Below are 18,157 nucleotides of genomic sequence, written 5' to 3'. Positions count from 1 at the left end.
TGAGACCATGCGGCTCTCCGTACGGACCCAGTACGCCCTGCGCGCCGCCGCCGAACTGGCCGCGGCCGCGCCGGGGCCGGTCCCGGCCGAGCGGATCGCGGCCGCCCAGCGCATTCCCCGGCGATTCCTCGACAACATCCTGCTGCAGATGCGGCGGGCCGGCCTCATCCACAGCCAACGCGGGCCTGACGGCGGATACTGGCTCGCGCGGCCCGCCGAGCAGATCACGCTCGCCGACGTCGTCCTCATCATGGAGGGGGCGCCGCAGGACAGCGAGGGGTTCCACGGCGTCGCGGAGCCCCTCGGCGACGTCTGGACGGCGCTGCGCGACCACGAGCAGGCGACGCTCACCGAGGTCACGCTCGCCCACATCGCGACCGGTTCCCTTCCACCCCTCTGATCCCGGTAGTTGTGGAAGACTCCACATTCAACTGGAACGTGCCGTGGCGTAGAGGCAGGCGGGATGGGTACTGCTGGGCAGCTCATCGTCAGGCGATACCGGCTGGTCCGCGCCCTCGGCCACGGCCGCACCGGGCTGGTGTGGGAGGGCCGCGACACGCTGCTCGACCGGCCCGTCGCGATCCGCGAGGTCCTGCTGCCCCCGAACCTGAGCGAGACCGCGCGGCTGCGGCTCGTCCAGCGGATCTCCCGCGAGGCCCGCCAGGCCGAGCGGCTGAGCCACCCTCACATCGCCGCCGTCTACGACGTCGCCGAGGAGGGCGACACCCCGTTCGTCGTGACGGAACTGGTCCCCTCCCGCTCGCTCGACGGGGTGGTCTCCGGCGACGGACCGATGCCCCCGGCCGAGGCCGCGCGGATCGCCCGCACCGTGCTGTCCGCGCTCACGCACGCCCACGCCGCCGGCGTACGGCACGGCGACGTCCGGCCCGCCAACGTGCTCCTCGCGCACGACGGCCGGGTGCTGCTCGCCGACTTCGGCGTGACGGTGCCGGCCACCGATCCGGCGTTCGCCCGCGATCCTGTGCCAGGCAGCCCTCCCGTCGGCCGTGGCACCGAGACGTACCTCGCCCCCGAACGGACCGCCGGCGGGCCGCGCACGGTCGCCGCCGACCTGTGGTCGCTGGGCGCCACCCTCCATCTGGCCGTCACCGGCAGCCCGCCCACGGGCCAGGGGCCGCTGGAAGAGGTGCCCGGGGAACTGCGCGCGGTGCTCACCGGGCTGCTGGCCCGGGAGCCCAGGCGGCGGATCGACGCGGAGACCGCCGACCGCCTGCTCGCCGAGATCGAGCCGCCCGCCCCGCCTCGGCCCGTACGCCGCCGCCCCGGCCGTGCTCGTCGTATCTCGGGGATCGCGGCGGCCGTGCTCGTCGCGTGTGTTGTGGGGGGCTGGGCTGTCGGGGGGTGGGCTGTCGGGGGGTGGGCGGTGCTGCGGCGCGGCGGGGAAAGCCGGGCCGGAGAGGTCACCCCACCGGCGTCCGTGTCTTCCCCCGCGTCCTCCCCCGCTTCCTCCCCTGCGTCGGCCCCCGCGTCGGCCCCCGCGGCGTCGGCGTCCGGGCAGCCCGCGCCGCGGCTGAAGCTGAAGTGGCACACGTCCGACGCCGGCTGGCGGGCCGGTGTGCCCCGCGGCTGGACCCGCGAGGACCGGCCGTACTCGACCTCCTGGCGCTCGCGGGACGGCGGGGCGGCGTTCACGGTCGAGGTGACCGCGCAGCGCGGAACCGATCCCCTGGCGGCGCTCGGCGAGGCGGAGGACATTCTCCGTCCGGACGCCACGACCTATCGCAAGCTGCGACTCAGGGCAGTGACCGGTGAGCATGGCCCTTCCGCCGACTGGGAGTTCACCTGGACCCCACGCAAGGCGTCGGCGCGGGACCACCTGGCCAAGGGCGTGGAGTATCACCAGTACCGCCGGGTGATCTCCACGGACACGACGACGAGCGTGCTCACCTGGACCGCCCCCGCCGCCGACTGGGACGCCCTGCGGCCCACGCTCGTCAGGGTGCTCTCGCTCTTCCAGCCGCCGCCGCTCGTTCCGACGCCTTCCGCGGCCTGAAATCCACCCGCGCTCGCCTCGCGTGTGTCATGATGACGCACAGTGAAAGTGACAACGGTTTTCATTTCTGATCGGGGGTAAGGATGCGCGTGGCGTTCGTCGGCAAGGGCGGAAGCGGCAAGACCACGCTGTCGTCGCTGTTCGCGAGGTACGCGACGAGGAGGGGGCCGGTCGTCGCGATCGACGCCGACATCAACCAGCACCTCGGCCTGGCCCTGGGCCTGCCTGTGGGCCTGGCCGTGGACGCGGCCGAGCACCCGCCGCCGCTGGGCGGGATGCTGGCCGAGATCAAGGACTACCTGCGCGGCGACAATCCGCTGATCCGCGACGCGGCGTCCATGGTCAAGACCACCCCACCCGGGCGCGGCTCGCGGCTGGTCCGGCTGGACGACCCGTTCTTCCCGTCGTGCTCCGTCGAGGGCGTCTCGCTCATGGTCACCGGCCCCTTCGAGGAGGACGACCTCGGCGTCGCCTGCTACCACTCCAAGCTGGGCGCGGTGGAGCTCTACCTCAACCACCTGGTCGACGGCCCCGGCGAGTACGTCGTGGTGGACATGACCGCGGGGGCGGACTCCTTCGCCTCCGGGTTGTTCACCCGCTTCGACCTCACCTTCCTGGTCGCCGAGCCGACCCGTCAGGGCGTGAGCGTCTACCGGCAGTACCGCGACCACGCCGCCGGGTTCGACGTCGAGATCGCCGTCGTGGGCAACAAGGTCCACGCGCCGGAGGACGTCGACTTCCTCCGCGAGCACGTCGGCGACGACCTGCTGACCTGGTTCGGCCACTCCCCCGCCATCCGCGGCATGGAGCAGGGCCGGCCGTTCACGCTCGACGATCTGGAGCCCGCCGGCCACCTGGCACTCACCACCATGCTCGACCGGCTCGACGCGCAGCCCAAGGACTGGCCGAAGTTCGGCAGGCAGGCGGCCGAGTTCCACATCAGGAACGCCCATGCGTGGGCCAACCGGGCGACGGGAGAGGACCTGGTCGCGCAGATCGACCCCGGCTTCGTGTACGGCCCCGCCGTCGCCACCTCATGAACGTGTCGCCTCCGCGCCAGATGGAGGCCCGCGGCGTTCGATCTACCGTCAACTGCGTCCCCGCTCTGTGAGCAGACGCCGAGAGGAGAACAGCTCATGTCGCTGTCCGTGTCCAACGACCTGCTCGACCAGGCCCGCGCCGGTGAGGTGGACGACGCGGCGTTCGTCGCCTGCGTCCGCGACTCACTGCCGTACGCCTGGGCGACGATCACCGCGCTGGTCGAGCGGCGGGACCGGTCCGGCGCCGACTTCGCCGACAACCAGGTGCCGCCGCCCGACGAGGCCGCTCGCGGTCAGTTGCTGCGCTGCCTGGCCAGCGACGCGATGCGCGGCGCCCTCGAAAGGCATTTCGGCGTACGGCTGGCCTTCCAGAACTGCCACCGTGTCGCGGTGTTCCGCCCGGAGGCCACCGAGGCCTACCGGGAGTTCGTCACCCCCCGCGCGCAAATCCTGAACCAGAGCCCCGAACTGGTCGACTGCTGACCATGCCGGCTTGATCGGGCCGGCTTCGGCCGGGGGCGGCGCTCCGGTTCACGCCGCCCCCGGCCCTCGCCGTCTCACGGCCGGAAGCACCTCCGCGCCGAGGCGTGCGATGTTCTCCAGCGTCCGCGCACGGTCTCCGGTGCCCTCGACCATCAGGATGAGATGCCGCAGCCCGGTCCGCGCCGCCGTGGTGGTGATCTTCTCCACGCAGTGCTCCGCCGAGCCCACCGGATGGATCCGGCACAGCAGGTCCACGTACTCCGGAATGTTCCGTCGTGGCGGCGGCCGGCCGTCCACGGGGACGTACCCGGCCAATCCCGGCCCGAGCCAGCGCGGCAGCGACTCCCGCATCTCCCGTATGGCCTGCTCGGTGGTGTCCGCCACGTGACCGAGCGCGGCGCCGATGTGCGCCGCCGGGCCTGTCGCGTACGCCTCGTAGGCGGCGATCATCTCCGCCTTCTCCTCGTCGCCGATGTGCATGCCGAGAAGCATGGGCAGTCCCCGTTCGGCGGCGAGCCGGACCGTGCCGTCTGACGTGCAGGCGACGACCGGCGACATCCGGGCCTGCGGGACCATCGTGACCTCCCGGAAGCGGAAGAACTCGCCGCCCCCCGCCACCGGACCGCCGTCCAGTGCCGTGCACAGCAGGTCGAGTGATTCGGGGAAACCCCGCTCGAACCTCGCCGTCCCGGTGCCGAAGACCTCCAGCTCCAGCCACGGACCCCCACGCCCCACGCCGAGCCGGAACCTGCCGTCCGACACGTGGTGGAGGATCGCCGCCTGCTCCGCCAACGCGACCGGATGCTGGGCGGACAGCACGCTGACCGCCGTTCCCACCGTGATCCGCGAGGTCCGGCCCAGCGCCACGGCCGCCAGCGTCACCGCCGACGGGCAGACGCCGTACGACATGAAGTGGTGCTCGGCGATCCAGGCGTCGTCGAACCCGGCCCGTTCGGCGGCCTCGATCGCCTCCACCGTGCTGCGCAGCACGTCCCCGGGCGCCATGCCCGGGAAGCCCGCCGCGACGAGGAAGACGCCGATCCTCATGCTCGCGGCCGCGTCCCTACCGGGGGCCGCCGTTGACGTAAAGCGTCTGGCCGGTGACATACGACGCGTCGTCGGAGGCGAAGAACGCCACCACTGACGCGACCTCGGTCGGCTGGCCGACCCGCCGCAACGGCACGGCCTGCGCCATGGTGGCCTGGTGCTCCTCCGGCGTCACCCCCAGTCGCACGGCCGTCGCCTCGGTCATCGGCGTCGCGACGTAGCCCGGCGCGACCGCGTTCACCCGGACGCCGAACGGGCCCAGCTCGATCGCCATGGTCGCGGTGAGCCCCTGGATGCCCGCCTTGGCCGCCGCGTAGTTGGCCTGTCCCCGGTTTCCCAGCGCCGACCGGCTCGACAGGTTGACGATCGCTCCCGACCGCTGCTCCACCATGTGCTTCTGGACGGCCCGGCTCATGAGGAAGACGCTCTTGAGGTTCACGTCGACGACCTTGTCCCAGTCTTCCTCCGACATACGGAACAGCAGGTTGTCGCGAGTCAGCCCCGCATTGTTCACCAGCACGTCGATCCGCCCGAACTCGTTCAACACCCCCGGCACGAGCGCCTCGACCTGAGCGCCGTCGGAGACGTCACAGCCGAACGCGACCGCCCTGCCTCCGGTGACGGTGATCTCGTCCACGATCGAGGCGCACCGGTCAGCTGTGAGGTCCACGCAGGCCACCGCCGCACCCTCCGCAGCCAACCGGCGTGCGATCGCCGCACCGATCCCCCGCGCCGCGCCGGTGACCACCGCGAATTTCCCGATGAACCGTGACATCGCCAGCCTCCTCACCCCGATTCGATCACAGCAACTTACTCCGAGTCATCCTCCCGGCCGTGTCACACAGGACAGCCAGCCGTGTCACAGGACAGCCAGGTGTCGGCGCATGCTCGCCTAGATCCGTAGCCGCTTGATGTGGGTCGGCTGGTAGGTGAAGGCCCAGCGGTCGGTGCCGGCTCTGCGGCGGGTGTAGCGGTCGGGGTGGCGGTAGCGGTCGCGGTTGTGGAACTGGCAGGCCGGTCCGAGCAGCTTCAGGTCGGTGAGCCCGCCGCTGCTCCAGTTGTCGGCGTGGTCGATCTGGCACATGGTGGCGGGCAGTGGGCAGCCGTCGATCCAGCAGGTGGCGTAACGGGCGAACACCGCCCTGCGTTGGGCGGGGGTGGCCAGGCGGACCTTGCGGCCCATGTCCAGCACCTGCCCTTCGGCGTCCATCACCAGGCGGACCAGGCTGCTGGTGCGGGCAAGGCGGTGCACACTGGAGACCGGCAGCATCTGCCCGGTCGCCAGCAACACCCCCGGCGCCGCCCCCAGCACCGCCCCTGGCGCTGTTCCCGGTGTCCCCGGCGCTGTTCCCGGTGGCCTCCCTGGCACGCCCCACTCCGATCCCGGTGTCCCCGGCGCACACGAGCACCGCGCGTCGCCGCCGCACCCGCACCCGCCCTCGCACTGCCTCCGATGCTCGTGGCCGTGGCCCTCACACGTGCCCTGCCCATGCCGGCAGTCCCCCGCAGGCTGATGCCCCGCGTGGGCGTGATGCGCAGCGGCATCCTCGGGAGGAGGATCAGGCCGCGCTGCCTGCGAAGATGAACCTGCATCTGCCCCGGCGTCGCCGCAGTCGCCGGGGTCGGCGGGGTCGGCGGGGTCGGCGGGGTCGGCAGGGTCGGCAGGGTCGGCAAGACGGCACAGGCCCTCATCCTGGGCAGGTGCGGCAGCGCCGGTGCTGCCCACGTCGCCGGGGCCGCCCATCTCGCCGAGGGCACTGCCACCGGCATCTTCGACGTCGCCGGGATCGTCAGCGCTTCCGGTATCGCCGGGGGCAACGGTGTTGTCGACGTCGCCGGGGTCGTCAGCGCTTCCGATGTCGCCGGTGGCGCTGGCACCCTCACTGTCCCGGCCGTCCTCGTCGGCCTCGACACCCTCCGCGCCTTCGGCGTCCTGGGCGTCCTGGGCGTCGTCAATGTCTTCGGGGTGGTCGGTGCCGGGGTGGTCGGTGCCGGGGTCGGCGGGTTGGGCGTCAGCGTGTTGAGGGTCGGTGGGGAGGGATTCGGCGGTGACCAGGACCAGGAGCTCGGCGGCGATCTTCTGCTCCAGCAACGCGATGAACGCATCCGCCTGCCGGACCCGCAACGGCCGGTCGTCCCCCTCCGCGCGCGGCTTGGCGTAGGCGTCCAGCAGGGCCCGCAGCCGGGCGGCCGCCTCACGCGGCAGGTAGAACTCCCCCTCCACGCCCCCACCCCTGGTCGGGCGGACCCTCAAAAACCGCCGCCCATAATCCGCCCGCTCATCCCGCTCCTCCCCATCGGGGTCCAGCACCGCACGCAGATAGCGCCCGGCTTTGGCCACCTCCGCCGCCCCTGCCTTACCCGCTAGCTCCAGCAAAATCGGCTCAGCAAACCCCGCATGCTCATCGCTCAACTGTGCGGTGGCTGTGCAGATCGCCTCCACCGCCCCCGCCGCCAAGTCCCCGGCGGCGAACTTCTCCCGCACTCGGGGCAGACGCGCCAACTCCACCGCCAGCGTGAGCAGGCGCCCGGCACCCGCGACGCTCATGCCTCCGGCGGTGCGTAGCCAGCTGCGGGTGGAGGCATGCCCATGCTGCTTGGCCTGCCCCGCACCATGCACCCGCCCCACCCGTTCAGCAAGAGCACACGTGATCCGATCCCGCGCGAACAGCAACTCCTCAGCCTCGGCAAGACAGACATCCACATCGTCCGGCACCGCCGCCAACGCCAACGCCTGCGCCGACTCACGCAGAGAACCCACCAACACCCACGACGACCGAGCTCGGCGATCACCAGCGCCGGCGGCATCGGCACCCGGGCTGTCCGTGCTTGTGCTCCCGGCACCGGACGCACCGCCGCCCATGTCCCGACCCGCGTCCTGCCGCAGCTCGGGGTCGATGATCGGAAAGTGCTCGCGGGCGAGTGAACCTTCGGACGACCACAGGGGGGAATCGGCGGTCAGCCGATCCCACCAGTCCCCGACGGCATCATTCGAACGACGAGGGTGGTCAGAATCCTGGTCAGGCAGATCCATCACACCCCCTCAGCGAATTCGAAAACCTGTATGAATTCTTTCACCTGCTCATCACTCTCAGCAACCGCCAGAAGCGAATAGTTGGAGCAGCAGGTCAACCCGAAAAAAGGGGCGATAACGCCGAAGGCGCTACGCAGAAAAACGCCGAAGGCGCTGCTCAGAAAGCGGCGACGGCGCGCTCGACGGCTTGCAGGGCGCGGTCGAGCAGGGTGATGCGGTCGGCGAGCACGTCCTGCATGGGATCGCCGGCGCGGATCCTGTCGATGCTGGTGACGTACACGGCGCGATAGGCGGCGACCACCAGGGCGGCCGCGAGCCTCGGGGCCGGGTCGGCCGGGTCGGCCGGGTCGCGTCCGGCCGCCTCGGCGAACAGGTGGGCGAGCACGCCCTCGAACTCCTCGACCAGTTCCCTCGCCCGGGCCCTGAGCGCGGGCGAGTCTTGGACCACCCGCCAGAACACCTCATATCCGGGGGCGATCCCGCCGAGCGGGTGGCCTTCCCTGAGCATGCCGAGGAACAGCCGGCGCAGGGCGGCGAGAGGCCTCTCCCCCTCGGCGCGCTCCCGTACGGCCCGTGTGACCAGCTCCACCGCCTCGGGATAGCGGTCGAGGAACAGGTCCTCCTTGCGGGGGAAGTAGTTGAAGACGGTCTTGGTCGAGACTCCGGCCGCCTCGGCGACCTCGGCGACGGTGACGTTGTCGAACCCGCGCTGCATGAACAGGCCCGAGGCCACGTCCGAGATGAGCTGGCGAGTCTGCCGCTTCTTCCGCTCCCGCAGCCCCAAGGTCTCCGTCACCTACCTCACTCTAGTTGCTAAAAACTTTTAGTGACAGTAAGTTTATAGCAACGGTAACTACGGGGAGGACGAATGTCGTACGACGTCGTTGTGGCCGGCGGAGGGCCGGTCGGCCTGATGCTGGCCTGCGAGCTGCGGCTGGGCGGGGCGTCGGTCGTGGTACTCGAGCGGCTGACCGAGATCGACCCGACACTCAAAGCGGGCTCACTCAACACGCCCAGCGTGGAGGCGCTCTACAGGCGGGGCCTGCTGCCCGCGCTGAAGGAGGTGCAGGAGCGGGCGATGGAACTCGTGGAGGCCTTCATGCGCAAACAGGCCTCCACGGAAGGGCCGCGCCGGACGCCGCCCAGGTTCGCCGGCCACTTCGCCGGGATGATGCTGAGCGCCGAACGGCTGGACGCCGACGACCCTGAGCTGTCCGGCCGTGGGCCGGCCGCCGAGATCGGCCTGGTGCCCCAGCAGCAGCTCGAACAGATCCTCGCCGTACGCGCTGCCGAGCTGGGAGTCGAGGTGCGGCGCGGTGTGGAGGTGACCGGCTTCACCGACGACGGCGAGCAGGTCACGATCACCACGACCGGCGGCCCGGTGCACGGCCGCTGGCTGGTGGGCTGCGACGGCGGCAGGAGCACGGTGCGCAAGCTGGCCGGCTTCGAGTTCCCCGGGACGGACCCGGAGATCACCGCCTACCAGGCCGTCGCGGAGATGGAGGGCACCGAACACCTCGGCGTGGGCTGGCAGGCCACTCCCACCGGGGTCTACTCCCACGGGCCGGTGCCGGGGCGCATCCTCGTCGCACGCTTCGACGGCGGCGCGCCCGGCAGGGCCGACAAGACCACACCGGTGACGACGGAGGAACTACAGGAGGCGGTCAGGTACGTCACGGGCTCCGAGGTGGTCGTCAAGAAGATCACATCGGTCACCCGGTTCACGGACAACGCGCGGCAGGCGGCGACCTACCGGCTCGGCCGGGTGCTGCTGGCCGGCGACGCCGCGCACGTCCACTCGCCCTTCGGCGGCCAGGGGCTGAACCTGGGGCTGGGCGACGCCGTGAACCTCGGCTGGAAGCTCGCGGCGGTCGTACGCGGACAGGCGCCGGAAGGGCTCCTCGACACCTACACGCGGGAGCGGCATCCGATCGGCGCCTGGGTGCTCGACTGGACGCGTGCCCAGATCGCCCTGATGCGTCCCGACCCCCACGCGCGGGCGGCGCGGGCGGTGGTCGCCGACCTGATCGGGACGGTCACCGGCACCACCTACTTCGTGAAGAAGATCTCCGGCGTCTGGCAGCGGTACGACATGCCCGGCGACAGCGGGCACCCGTTGGCGGGACGGAGCGTGCCCGACTACGAGTTCGAGGACGGCTCACGGCTCGCCGACCACCTCCACGACGGTCGTGGCCTGCTCGTCCGCCAGGGCGGATCCGGACTCGGCGGCACGGCGGTGGACGGTTACGGAGACAGGATCGCCACCGTCACTACGGCGATAGGCGACCCGCACGCTCCCGGCGCGCTGCTCGTCCGCCCGGACGGCGTCGTCGCGTGGGCGGAGGACCCTGACACCACCGATGCCGAGGGGCTCGCGAACGCGCTGGAGACCTGGTTCGGCACGCCCGCGGACGTCTCCGCCGCCCTCCGCTGAACCGTTCCCCGGACATCGTGGATCTTTGGCCAAATCTTTACCCTGGCCGCCCACCAAGCGGGACCCGAATCAACGCTCTGACCTGCGGTTTCTCCTCCGAGCGCACCCCTTAACCAATACCCCGCCAAGATGTCTCGTGTCATTTGGTATCAGCCGTGGTCAGCAGCCCCCATCATGTGCTCATGCCCGCTTTTGTCACCCTGTCCGGGCGCTCCGTGCGCCTGGAACCGCTCAGCCTCGCGGCGCTCGACGACCTCGTCGCCGCGGCGAGTGAAGACCGTTCTACATACGCCTTCACTCGCGTTCCCGCTGGCCGGGATGAGATGGCCTCCTACGTGGAGGCCGCCTTGGCTGAGCAGGCGGAGGGCCGCACGATGCCCTTCGCCATCCGGTGGCTGCACACCGACCGCGTGGTCGGTGCCACCCGTCTGATGAACCTGGAGTACTGGCAGGGCCCGATGCCCTGGCCGCCGGGGACGAAGGGCGCGGTGGGCGAGGTCCCGTCCGTCGCGGACATCGGGTACACCTGGCTCGCCGCGTCGGCCCAGGGCACCGGTGTCAACCGGGAGAGCAAGTATCTGATGCTCTCCCTGGCCTTCGAGACCTGGCAGGTTCACCGGATCACCCTCAAGGCAGACGTACGCAACACCCGATCCCGGGTCGCCATCGAGGCCCTCGGCGCACACCTCGACGGTGTGCGACGAGCGGACAGCCGAGGCGCCGACGACACGGTCCGAGATACCGCCTACTACTCGATCCTGAGTCCCGAGTGGCCCGCCGTACGCGATCGCCTCCGCGTGCGGCTGGGCCTCCTGGAAACGGCATCGGAAGCAGCGTGATCACCCAATAGAAAGAGCGGCCCGTCCCGGAAGGGACGGGCCGCGTCATGCGGGGGGTGCCGGGAGGCGGACGGTCGTCAGGCGTCGTAGCCGAAGTCGTCCTCGTAGGCGTTGTAGATGTCGTGCCAGGAGCCGCAGTTGACGGGGTAGCTGCTGTGCAGACCGATCTGGCAGACCTTCGCCTGGACCTGAGAGACGTCGTAGCGCCAGAAGTTGATCTGCTTGTAGCCGCCGGCGCCGCAGTACTTGTACGACTTGATGCTGGAGGACCAGTCGTCCTCCTCGTCGTCCCAGGACGACACGCGGAACTTGATGTACGCGCACTTGCCGCCCTGGTTGTAGGTGCGGTGGTCGTTGTCGTACAGCTTGCCGGTGACGTGGACCCGGTTCGACTCCTCGTCGTCGTAGTTCACGTCGACGTAGCCCTTGGCCTTGGCGAGGTGGTTGTTCGACCAGTAGGTGCCCCACCAGCCGTCGTAGTCCCAGTCGTCGTGGTGGGACGCGGAGGCGGCGGAGGCGGGGGCGGCGGAGGCGGCGGTCGCGAGGGCCGGCAGCCCGAGGGCGGCGACGGCGGTGGCTGCGGCGAGACCGAGGGTGATGGAGCGTCGCATTTCGGTTCTCCTGTTCGAGGACGATCCCCCGATGCGGGGTGCTGTCGGGGTTGCACCTCAGTGATAGGCCCGCCCGCCTGCAAGCTGCTTTCAGTGCTCTCACCGTGGTTTGCAGGCCGCTTTCAAGCACCTGAACGCACACTGAACCGGCGCGCTCGGTCCTACTGCCGCCGCGCCACACGATCTATCATTTGGTCGGAAATCTTGCCATTGGGAGACAGGTGCCATGCCTGATCACGCCGCCGCGGACGGCCTGCGCTTCGCCGTGCTCGGACCCGTCCTGGCCTGGCGTGACGGCGTCGAACTCGACCTCGGCACGCCCTTGCAACGCTCCATTCTCGCGATGCTCCTGCTGCGGGAGGGGCACGCGGTCACGCCGGACGAGATGATCGACGGCGTGTGGGGCGGGGACGCGCCGCCGCGCGCGCTCGGCGCGTTGCGCACCTACGTCTCCCGCCTGCGCACCGTCCTGGAACCGGACCGTTCCCCGAGGACCCCGCCGCGGCTGCTGACCTCCGTGGGCCGGGGATACGCGCTGCGGCTCGGCTCCGCTCACTCCGGCCCCGCCCGCTTCGACCTGGCCGTCTTCGAGCGCGAGTGCGCCGCCGCCGAGTCCGACCGCCGTACGGGCCGGGCCGGGGAGGCCGCCCGGCGGCTGCGCGGGGCCCTGCGCCTGTGGGCGGGCGAGCCGCTGGCCGGCGCGGTCGGCCCGTACGCCGAGCACCAGCGCGACCGGCTGTCCGAGCGCCGGATGAGCGCGGTCGAGACGCTCATGGAGCTCGACCTGGAGCTGGGCCGGCACGCGGAGATCGTCTCCGAGCTGGTCGCGCTCGCCGGGGAACACCCGCTGCGCGAGCGGTTACGCGCCCAGCTCATGCTGGCCTACTACCGCTGCGGCAGGCAGGCCGAGGCGTTGTCGGTCTTCACCGAGACCCGGCAGGCGCTCGTCGAGGAGCTCGGCATCGAACCCGGCGCCGAGCTGGCCGACCTGCACCGGCGGATCCTCGCCGCCGACCCCTCCCTCGCCCCCACACCCCCTCCCGTACGGCTCTCGCCGCAGGATGTCCACGATGACCCCGCGACGGCCGAGACCGGCCCGTCGATCGAGATGCCGAGACCGGCGCAGCTCCCGGCGGCCGTGCCCGACTTCACCGGACGTACGGGCCTGGTTCAGAGGCTGCTCGCGCTGCTCCGCGGGGAAGGGGCGGGAGAGGGCGTGCCGATCGCGGCGATGTCGGGCATCGGCGGCGTGGGCAAGACGACCCTGGCCGTCCATGTGGCCCACCTCGCCGATGACCTGTTCCCCGACGGCCAGCTCTACGCCGACCTGCGCGGATACGGCGCCGAGCCCACCGCGCCCGAGACGGCGCTGGTCGCGTTCCTGCGCGCCCTCGGCATCCCGATGGACGTCATCCCCGACGGCCTGGCCGAGCGCTCCGCGCTGTTCCGTTCGCTGCTCGCCGACCGCAGGATGCTGGTGCTGCTCGACAACGCCCGCGACGCCGAGCAGGTCGAGCACCTGCTGCCCGGTTCGGCCGGCTGCGCCGCGATCATCACCAGCCGGGGCAAACTGGCCGACCTGCCCGCGGCCCGGCTCGTCGACCTCGACGTGATGGAGCCCGAGGAGGCGCTGTCTCTGCTCTCGGCGGTCGCGGGACCCGAGAGGGTGGCGGCGGAACGGGCCGCCGCCATGGACGTGGTCGCCGCCTGCGGCTTCCTGCCGCTGGCCGTGCGGATCGTCGCGGCCAGGCTCGCCTCCCGCCCGTCGTGGACGGTGGCCTCGCTCGTCCCCCGGCTCGCCGACGAGCGCCGCCGCCTCGACGAGATGAAGATCGGCAACCTGGCGGTCTCGGCCACGTTCGCCCTCGGGTACGGCCAGCTCGACGCCCGGCAGGCGCGGGCGTTCCGGCTGCTGTCGCTGCCGGCGGGCTCGGGCATCTCGGTCTTCGCGGCGGCGGCCGTGCTCGATCTCACCCCGGCCGAGGCCGAGGACGTAATCGAGTCGCTGGTCGACGCCAGCCTGCTGGAGGCGCCCGCCCCGGGCCGCTATCGCTTCCACGACCTGCTCAAGCTGTTCGCCCGGCGGCAGGCGGAGGACGCCGAGGAGCCCGCGGCACGCGCCCTCGCCCTGCGGCGGCTGCTGGGCTTCTACCTGGCGTCGGCGGGCGCGGCCCACCGGCTGGCGTACGAGGGCAGCGCGATCGCGGACAATCTCACCGGCCTGGGCGTGCGCGGCCATTCCTTCTCCTCGGCCGACGAGGCCGTGGCCTGGTTGTCGGCAGAGTCCGAGGACATGTTCGGAGCCGTGGCCCAGGCGGCCGTGATTCAGGACGCGTCGGGCGAGGACCTGCTCGCGGCGGCCGACCTGCTGCTGGCGATGGAGCCGCTGCTGGAGTCGGGCACCAACCAGCGAGACTTCGAGCAGCGCACCTCGGCCCTGCTGACGGCGACCGGCGGGGCCGGCGAGCGGCGCGGCGAGTTGCGCTGCCGCTACGTGCTGGGCCGGGTGCTGTTCGGCGCGAACCGGCTGGCCGAGGCCGAGGCCCATTTCCTCGCCGCGCGGACGCTCGGCGAGGAGACCGGCGACCGCATCGTGCTGGGCGAGACGTGCAACGCGCTGGCGGTCGTCGCCGGCCGGCGGCGCCGCCACACCGAGGCGCTCGAATGGTTCGACCGGGCGACGGCGGTCCACCGGGAGACGGGCAACCCCGCGGGCGAGGCGCTGGCGTCGTGTTACTCCGCCCGCGACCACCTGGGCCTCGGGCGGCCGGACGACGCCATCGCCGCGGCCGAGCGCGGGCTGGCGGTCTTCTCCGAGATCGGCAGCGGCGCGGGGGTGGCCCGCGCCCGCTACCACCTCGGCAACGTGTTGTCCTATGTCGGGCGGCTCAACGAGGCCGTCGTCCACCACGCCGAGTGCCTGGCCTTCTTCCGCGCGAGCAACCAGCGGGTCTGGGAGCAGCGGGTCTGCTACCGGCTCGCCGCCACCTTCATCGCCGCCGGACGGTTCGCGGAGGCCGCCCGGCACGCCGAGCAGGCGCTGACCGTGAGCCGCGAGATCACCCACCCGTACGGCGAGGCGCAGTCACTGGCCGCCCTCGGCAAGGCTCTCGCGGGCCTCGGAGAGACCGGCCGGGGCAGGCAGGCCCTGGTCAAGGCCCTCGACATCTTCACCCGGCTCGGCTCGCCCGAGGCCGACGACATCCGCACGCTCCTGCGCGAACAGGTCGAGACCTGACTCGAGTCGCAGGTCGTCGTCGAGCCGGCTCATCCGGACGTGGTTGATCACATCGATCACCGTTCTTCGCTTGCGGGGGCTGGAACCGCCCGGCCGGCCGCCCGTCGCCATTGGGCGCGCAGGGGCCCGGATCCTTCCGGTGCGCCCAAAGGCGACTCGCCGCCTCACGTTGACGACCGGCCGGGCTTCCGCGCGGGCTCCGAACCCCCCCGAAGCCCGCGCAGGACCACTGTCGCCCGGGCCGTTCAAACTCCGATCAACGGAGGCTTGCAACCGTCAGGAAACCGTCCGCGATCAGGGGGCGCAGCGCCGCGGGGGCGTCGCGGAGCACCGCGGCGGGGTCCTCATCGGTCAGCTCGGCGATCGCGGCGAGCAGCGGGCGCGTGGGCAGATCGCCATCGCACACCCCCGCCAGGGCCGCCTCCACCGTCCCCACGGCGGCCGTACGGCGCGCGCCCCGGGTCTGCCGCAGGGCGATGCGGGAGGGGTCGTCGGCGCCGGGCGGGCCGACGCGCTCCTCCACGACGCCCTCGGCCACCTTCAGCCGCGCGTCGAGCAGGTCCTCGTCGGACAGCTCGTGGGCGGCGCGCGCCGCGCGCAGAACCTCCTCGACCAGCGCGCCGGACGGGGGCTCGACCGGCTGCGTCATCTCCTCCACCCGCACGAGCGGGCTCAGCGAGCCGGAGTCGTGCAGGGCGATCCAGCCGAAGCCGACGCCGGTCACGTCCATCGACTCGAACCAGCCGAGCCACTCGTCGTAACGCTCCCGGTAGGCCGAGGTGCCGTGCTCCGCGGAGTCCCGCAGCCACAGCTCGACGTACTCGGCCGGGTCCTGCACGTCGCGCTGCACGGCCCAGCCGTCGCAGCCGGTCTCGGCAAGCCAGCCGCCCACCCTGTCCTGCCAGTCCTCGCCCTTGACGTGCAGCCAGTTGGCGAGGAAGCGCGCCTGGCCGCCCTGGGCGAGGTGCCGGGGCGTGCGCCGTACGAGGTCGCGGCAGAACTCGTCGCCGCGCCGCCCGGCCTCCCGGTAGGTGTATCTGGCCTCGGGCGCGATGACGAACGGCGGATTGGACACCACGAGGTCGAAGCGCTCGCCGTCCACCGGGTCGTACATCGAGCCCTCGCGCGCCTCGACTCCGGTCATGCCGGACAGGCCCCAGCTGAGGCGGGCCAGCCGCAGGGCCCTGCGGTTCACGTCGGTCGCGACGACGTGCTCCGCCCTGGGCGCCAGGTGCAACACCTGCACGCCGCAGCCGGTGCCGAGGTCGAGCGCCCGGCCGACCGGGGCGGTCCAGCCGAGCTGGGCGAGGTTGGCCGAGGCGCCGCCCGCTCCGACCACGTGGTCGGGCCGCAGGGAGGGGTCGCCGGGCCGCACCTTGCGGTCGGACACCACGTACGCCGGGTCGCCCGTTCCGGTGTCCCAGGGCTGGAGGTGCACGGTGGCCTGCACGGAGTCGCCCAGGCGCACCAGCAGCCCGGCCTCGATGAGGTCCTGCAGCGGGAGGTCGGCGGCGGCCATGCTGGCCGGGGCGCCCAGCCACCACAGTCGGATCAGCGTGGCGAGGGGGTCGGCGTCCCTGGTGGCGCGCAGCGCGGGCACGATCTCCTCACGGGCCAGGGCGGAGGCGGCCATGTCGCCCAGCCGCTCACGCACGCCGTCGATCGTGTAACCGGCCTCCACGAATCTGTCGCGAAGCCGCCGGACCAGGTCAGAAGGGGCGTCCACGCCTCGAATCTATCGCGGGGCTACGGCATCTTGAGGCTGTTCCAGGCGGCCTCGCCCAGCTCGCGGATCTCCTCCTCGGTGGGCTGGTGGGCGCCGCTGAACCACAGCCGGCACATCTCCTGCGCCGGGCCGAGCCACAGCACGTAGCACATGGTGGCGGGGACGGGGCGGAGCACGCCGTCCTTCATGTGCGGCCGCCACCAGTCGGCGACCTGCCGGAAGAACTCGCGCCTCGATTCGGCGACCTCCGGCCCGCCGGGCTCGTTGCGCCGGGGCGGGCGCTCGCTGATCAGGAGGCGGGCACGCTCGGGGTGCTCGCCGCACCAGGCCATGTGCATCGCGACGATGGCCTCGATGCCGGCGCGGGCGTCCTCGTGGCGGACGAGCTCGCCGACGAAGGCGTCCTGGTACATGTCCAGGATCTCGGCGTAGAGCACGCCGAAGACGTGTTCCTTGCTCGTGAAGTGGTGATAGAAGCTGCCGACGCTGACGCCGCTCTCCTGCCGGAGGCTGGCCAGGGTGGTGGCCGACACCCCGCTCTGGCTGAACCTGCGCAGGGCGCCCTCGATGATCCTGGCCCTGCCGTCTCGCCCGCTCTTCGCGTTCTTCACATAGTCAATGGTGAACCAACAGAACCTTGTTCTGCAAATGCGAGGTCGGCTTTGATCTCGACGGATGTGCCCTGTGTGTCGATTGTGGCAGAGGGCCAGGCCCTGCGCACCATGGACAGAACCCGCCGGTTCTCGGTCATGACGTCCATGCCGACGACGACCGCACCGCGTACGGACGCCCGCCGCAGGAGGGTGCGCACGAGCCGCGAGCCCACACCGAGGCTCTGCCACCGGTCGTCCACCACGACCGCGATCTCCGCCTCGCCCTCGGCCAGGTGGCTCATGGCGTGCCCGATCACGGCGTCGCCGTGCAGCGCGAGCAGCGCGTCCCGCCTGTCGTCGCGCGCGACCATCGCTCGGATCAGGCTCGCGCTCGGCCGGCCCAGGCCGACGAAGAAGCGGTTCGTCAGCGTGGCCTGCGACAGGCCCTCCACGAAGTGCCGCACCCGCTCCTCGTCGTCGCAAGGACGCGCCGCGCGGATGTCCACAAGGAGCCTCACCTGAGTTCCCAACATGGACTCAGACTCTCCTGGGCAAGCTGAGTCTGTCAAGTAGACTTAGATGTGGGAGGATGTTGTGGTTACGATGCGCGACATGCGGCGTTATCGGGTGGACAACTGCTCCATCGAGCGAACCCTCGCCGTGCTCGGCGAGAAGTGGACGTTCCTGGTCCTGCGGGAGGCGTTCAACGGCGTCCGGCGGTTCGCCGACCTTCAGACGCGCACCGGCGCGCCCCGGCAGGTGCTGAGCGCGCGGCTGTCCCGGCTCGTGGACGAGGGCCTGCTGCGCAAGGTGCCCTACCAGGAGCCAGGCCAGCGCCAGCGCGACGAGTACCGGCTCACCCAGAAGGGCCTCGACCTCTACCCGATCATGATCGCGCTCATGCACTGGGGCGACCGCTATGTGGCCGATCCCGAGGGACCGCCGGTCGTGGTGACCCACCGTGAGTGCGGCGCGCCCGTCGCGCTGCACCTGGTGTGCGAGGACGGCCACGAGGTCGGCGGCCCGCGCGAGGTGACCCCCCGCCCCGGCCCCGGCGCCCGCCTCAGCACCCCAGCCTGAGACACGGCCTGAAATCCA

Annotated in this window: 17 protein-coding genes; 9 read left to right on the top strand and 8 right to left on the bottom strand. The window is 71.6% G+C overall.

The window, feature by feature from the left end; translation table 11 throughout:
* Nucleotides 1-7: 7 nt before the first annotated feature.
* From FH610_RS17650 to FH610_RS17635, 4 genes are all read left to right on the top strand, one after another.
* Complete coding sequence (locus FH610_RS17650) at nt 8-400, top strand: RrF2 family transcriptional regulator (RefSeq protein ID WP_139575537.1); 393 nt, start codon at nt 8-10, stop codon at nt 398-400.
* 63 nt (nt 401-463) lie between these two features.
* Nucleotides 464-2,014: a serine/threonine-protein kinase gene (locus FH610_RS17645; protein WP_139575536.1), complete on the top strand. Its 1,551-nt coding sequence runs from the start codon at nt 464-466 to the stop codon at nt 2,012-2,014.
* 83 nt (nt 2,015-2,097) lie between these two features.
* Nucleotides 2,098-3,054, top strand: coding sequence for an ATP-binding protein (locus FH610_RS17640; RefSeq protein ID WP_139575535.1), 957 nt, complete (start codon nt 2,098-2,100; stop codon nt 3,052-3,054).
* A gap of 96 nt (nt 3,055-3,150) precedes the next feature.
* Entirely contained in the window at nt 3,151-3,537 is a 387-nt protein-coding gene (locus FH610_RS17635) for an SCO5389 family protein (protein ID WP_079320359.1), read from the top strand.
* 48 nt (nt 3,538-3,585) lie between these two features.
* Here FH610_RS17635 and FH610_RS17630 read toward each other — a convergent pair whose 3' ends face one another.
* The 3 genes from FH610_RS17630 to FH610_RS17620 form a co-directional block, all read right to left on the bottom strand.
* Nucleotides 3,586-4,584, bottom strand: a complete 999-nt coding sequence (locus FH610_RS17630) for an LLM class flavin-dependent oxidoreductase (protein ID WP_139575534.1) — start codon at nt 4,582-4,584, stop codon at nt 3,586-3,588.
* Nucleotides 4,585-4,600: 16 nt separating this feature from the next.
* A complete protein-coding gene (locus tag FH610_RS17625) occupies nt 4,601-5,359 on the bottom strand; it encodes a glucose 1-dehydrogenase (protein ID WP_139575533.1) in 759 nt (252 codons plus the stop codon).
* A 117-nt stretch (nt 5,360-5,476) separates the two neighbouring features.
* Nucleotides 5,477-7,213: an HNH endonuclease signature motif containing protein gene (locus tag FH610_RS17620; protein WP_420813722.1), complete on the bottom strand. Its 1,737-nt coding sequence runs from the start codon at nt 7,211-7,213 to the stop codon at nt 5,477-5,479.
* On the opposite strand from FH610_RS17620, the gene FH610_RS44485 reads away from it, so the two are divergent.
* A complete protein-coding gene (locus tag FH610_RS44485) occupies nt 7,175-7,510 on the top strand; it encodes a hypothetical protein (RefSeq protein WP_240809048.1) in 336 nt (111 codons plus the stop codon). The two genes, FH610_RS17620 and FH610_RS44485, sit on opposite strands and share 39 nt — an antisense overlap.
* Before the next feature lie 265 nt (nt 7,511-7,775).
* On the opposite strand, the gene FH610_RS17615 is transcribed toward FH610_RS44485, so the two are convergent.
* A complete protein-coding gene (locus FH610_RS17615; protein WP_139575531.1) occupies nt 7,776-8,414 on the bottom strand; it encodes a TetR/AcrR family transcriptional regulator in 639 nt (212 codons plus the stop codon).
* 72 nt (nt 8,415-8,486) lie between these two features.
* On the opposite strand from FH610_RS17615, the gene FH610_RS17610 reads away from it, so the two are divergent.
* Together FH610_RS17610 and FH610_RS17605 are read left to right on the top strand one after the other, a co-directional pair.
* Nucleotides 8,487-10,052 carry an FAD-dependent oxidoreductase gene (locus tag FH610_RS17610; protein ID WP_139575530.1) on the top strand — a complete coding sequence of 522 codons (1,566 nt, stop codon included), beginning with the start codon at nt 8,487-8,489 and terminating at the stop codon, nt 10,050-10,052.
* Between the two features lie 182 nt (nt 10,053-10,234).
* On the top strand, nt 10,235-10,891 hold the full coding sequence (locus FH610_RS17605; RefSeq protein WP_139575529.1) for a GNAT family N-acetyltransferase: 657 nt from the start codon (nt 10,235-10,237) through the stop codon (nt 10,889-10,891).
* Nucleotides 10,892-10,968: 77 nt separating this feature from the next.
* Here the strand turns inward: FH610_RS17605 and FH610_RS17600 are convergent, their stop codons facing one another.
* Nucleotides 10,969-11,502 (bottom strand): hypothetical protein, encoded by a 534-nt coding sequence (locus FH610_RS17600; RefSeq protein ID WP_139575528.1) that lies wholly within the window; start codon nt 11,500-11,502, stop codon nt 10,969-10,971.
* Nucleotides 11,503-11,728: 226 nt separating this feature from the next.
* Between FH610_RS17600 and FH610_RS17595 the strand changes: the two genes are divergently transcribed.
* Nucleotides 11,729-14,740 (top strand): AfsR/SARP family transcriptional regulator, encoded by a 3,012-nt coding sequence (locus FH610_RS17595; RefSeq protein WP_139575527.1) that lies wholly within the window; start codon nt 11,729-11,731, stop codon nt 14,738-14,740.
* 256 nt (nt 14,741-14,996) lie between these two features.
* Here the strand turns inward: FH610_RS17595 and FH610_RS17590 are convergent, their stop codons facing one another.
* The 3 genes from FH610_RS17590 to FH610_RS17580 are packed head-to-tail and all read right to left on the bottom strand — an operon-like array spanning nt 14,997 to nt 17,577.
* The gene (locus FH610_RS17590; RefSeq protein WP_420813721.1) at nt 14,997-16,475 is read right to left on the bottom strand and encodes a DUF7059 domain-containing protein; all 1,479 of its coding nucleotides are present in this window, start codon (nt 16,473-16,475) and stop codon (nt 14,997-14,999) included.
* 11 nt (nt 16,476-16,486) lie between these two features.
* The gene (locus FH610_RS17585) at nt 16,487-17,077 is read right to left on the bottom strand and encodes a TetR/AcrR family transcriptional regulator (RefSeq protein WP_139575526.1); all 591 of its coding nucleotides are present in this window, start codon (nt 17,075-17,077) and stop codon (nt 16,487-16,489) included.
* On the bottom strand, nt 17,074-17,577 hold the full coding sequence (locus FH610_RS17580) for a GNAT family N-acetyltransferase (RefSeq protein WP_240809027.1): 504 nt from the start codon (nt 17,575-17,577) through the stop codon (nt 17,074-17,076). Before FH610_RS17580 ends, FH610_RS17585 begins: the two co-directional genes overlap by 4 nt.
* 94 nt (nt 17,578-17,671) lie before the next feature.
* Here FH610_RS17580 and FH610_RS17575 point away from each other — a divergent pair, with 94 nt between their 5' ends.
* Entirely contained in the window at nt 17,672-18,139 is a 468-nt protein-coding gene (locus FH610_RS17575) for a winged helix-turn-helix transcriptional regulator (RefSeq protein WP_205825841.1), read from the top strand.
* The last annotated feature ends 18 nt before the right edge of the window (nt 18,140-18,157 follow it).

It is taken from the genome of Microbispora catharanthi, assembly GCF_006334915.2.
Taxonomy (GTDB): domain Bacteria; phylum Actinomycetota; class Actinomycetes; order Streptosporangiales; family Streptosporangiaceae; genus Microbispora; species Microbispora catharanthi.
Note: the sequence above shows the minus strand (reverse complement) of the source record. Positions and strands in the feature narration are given on the sequence as shown.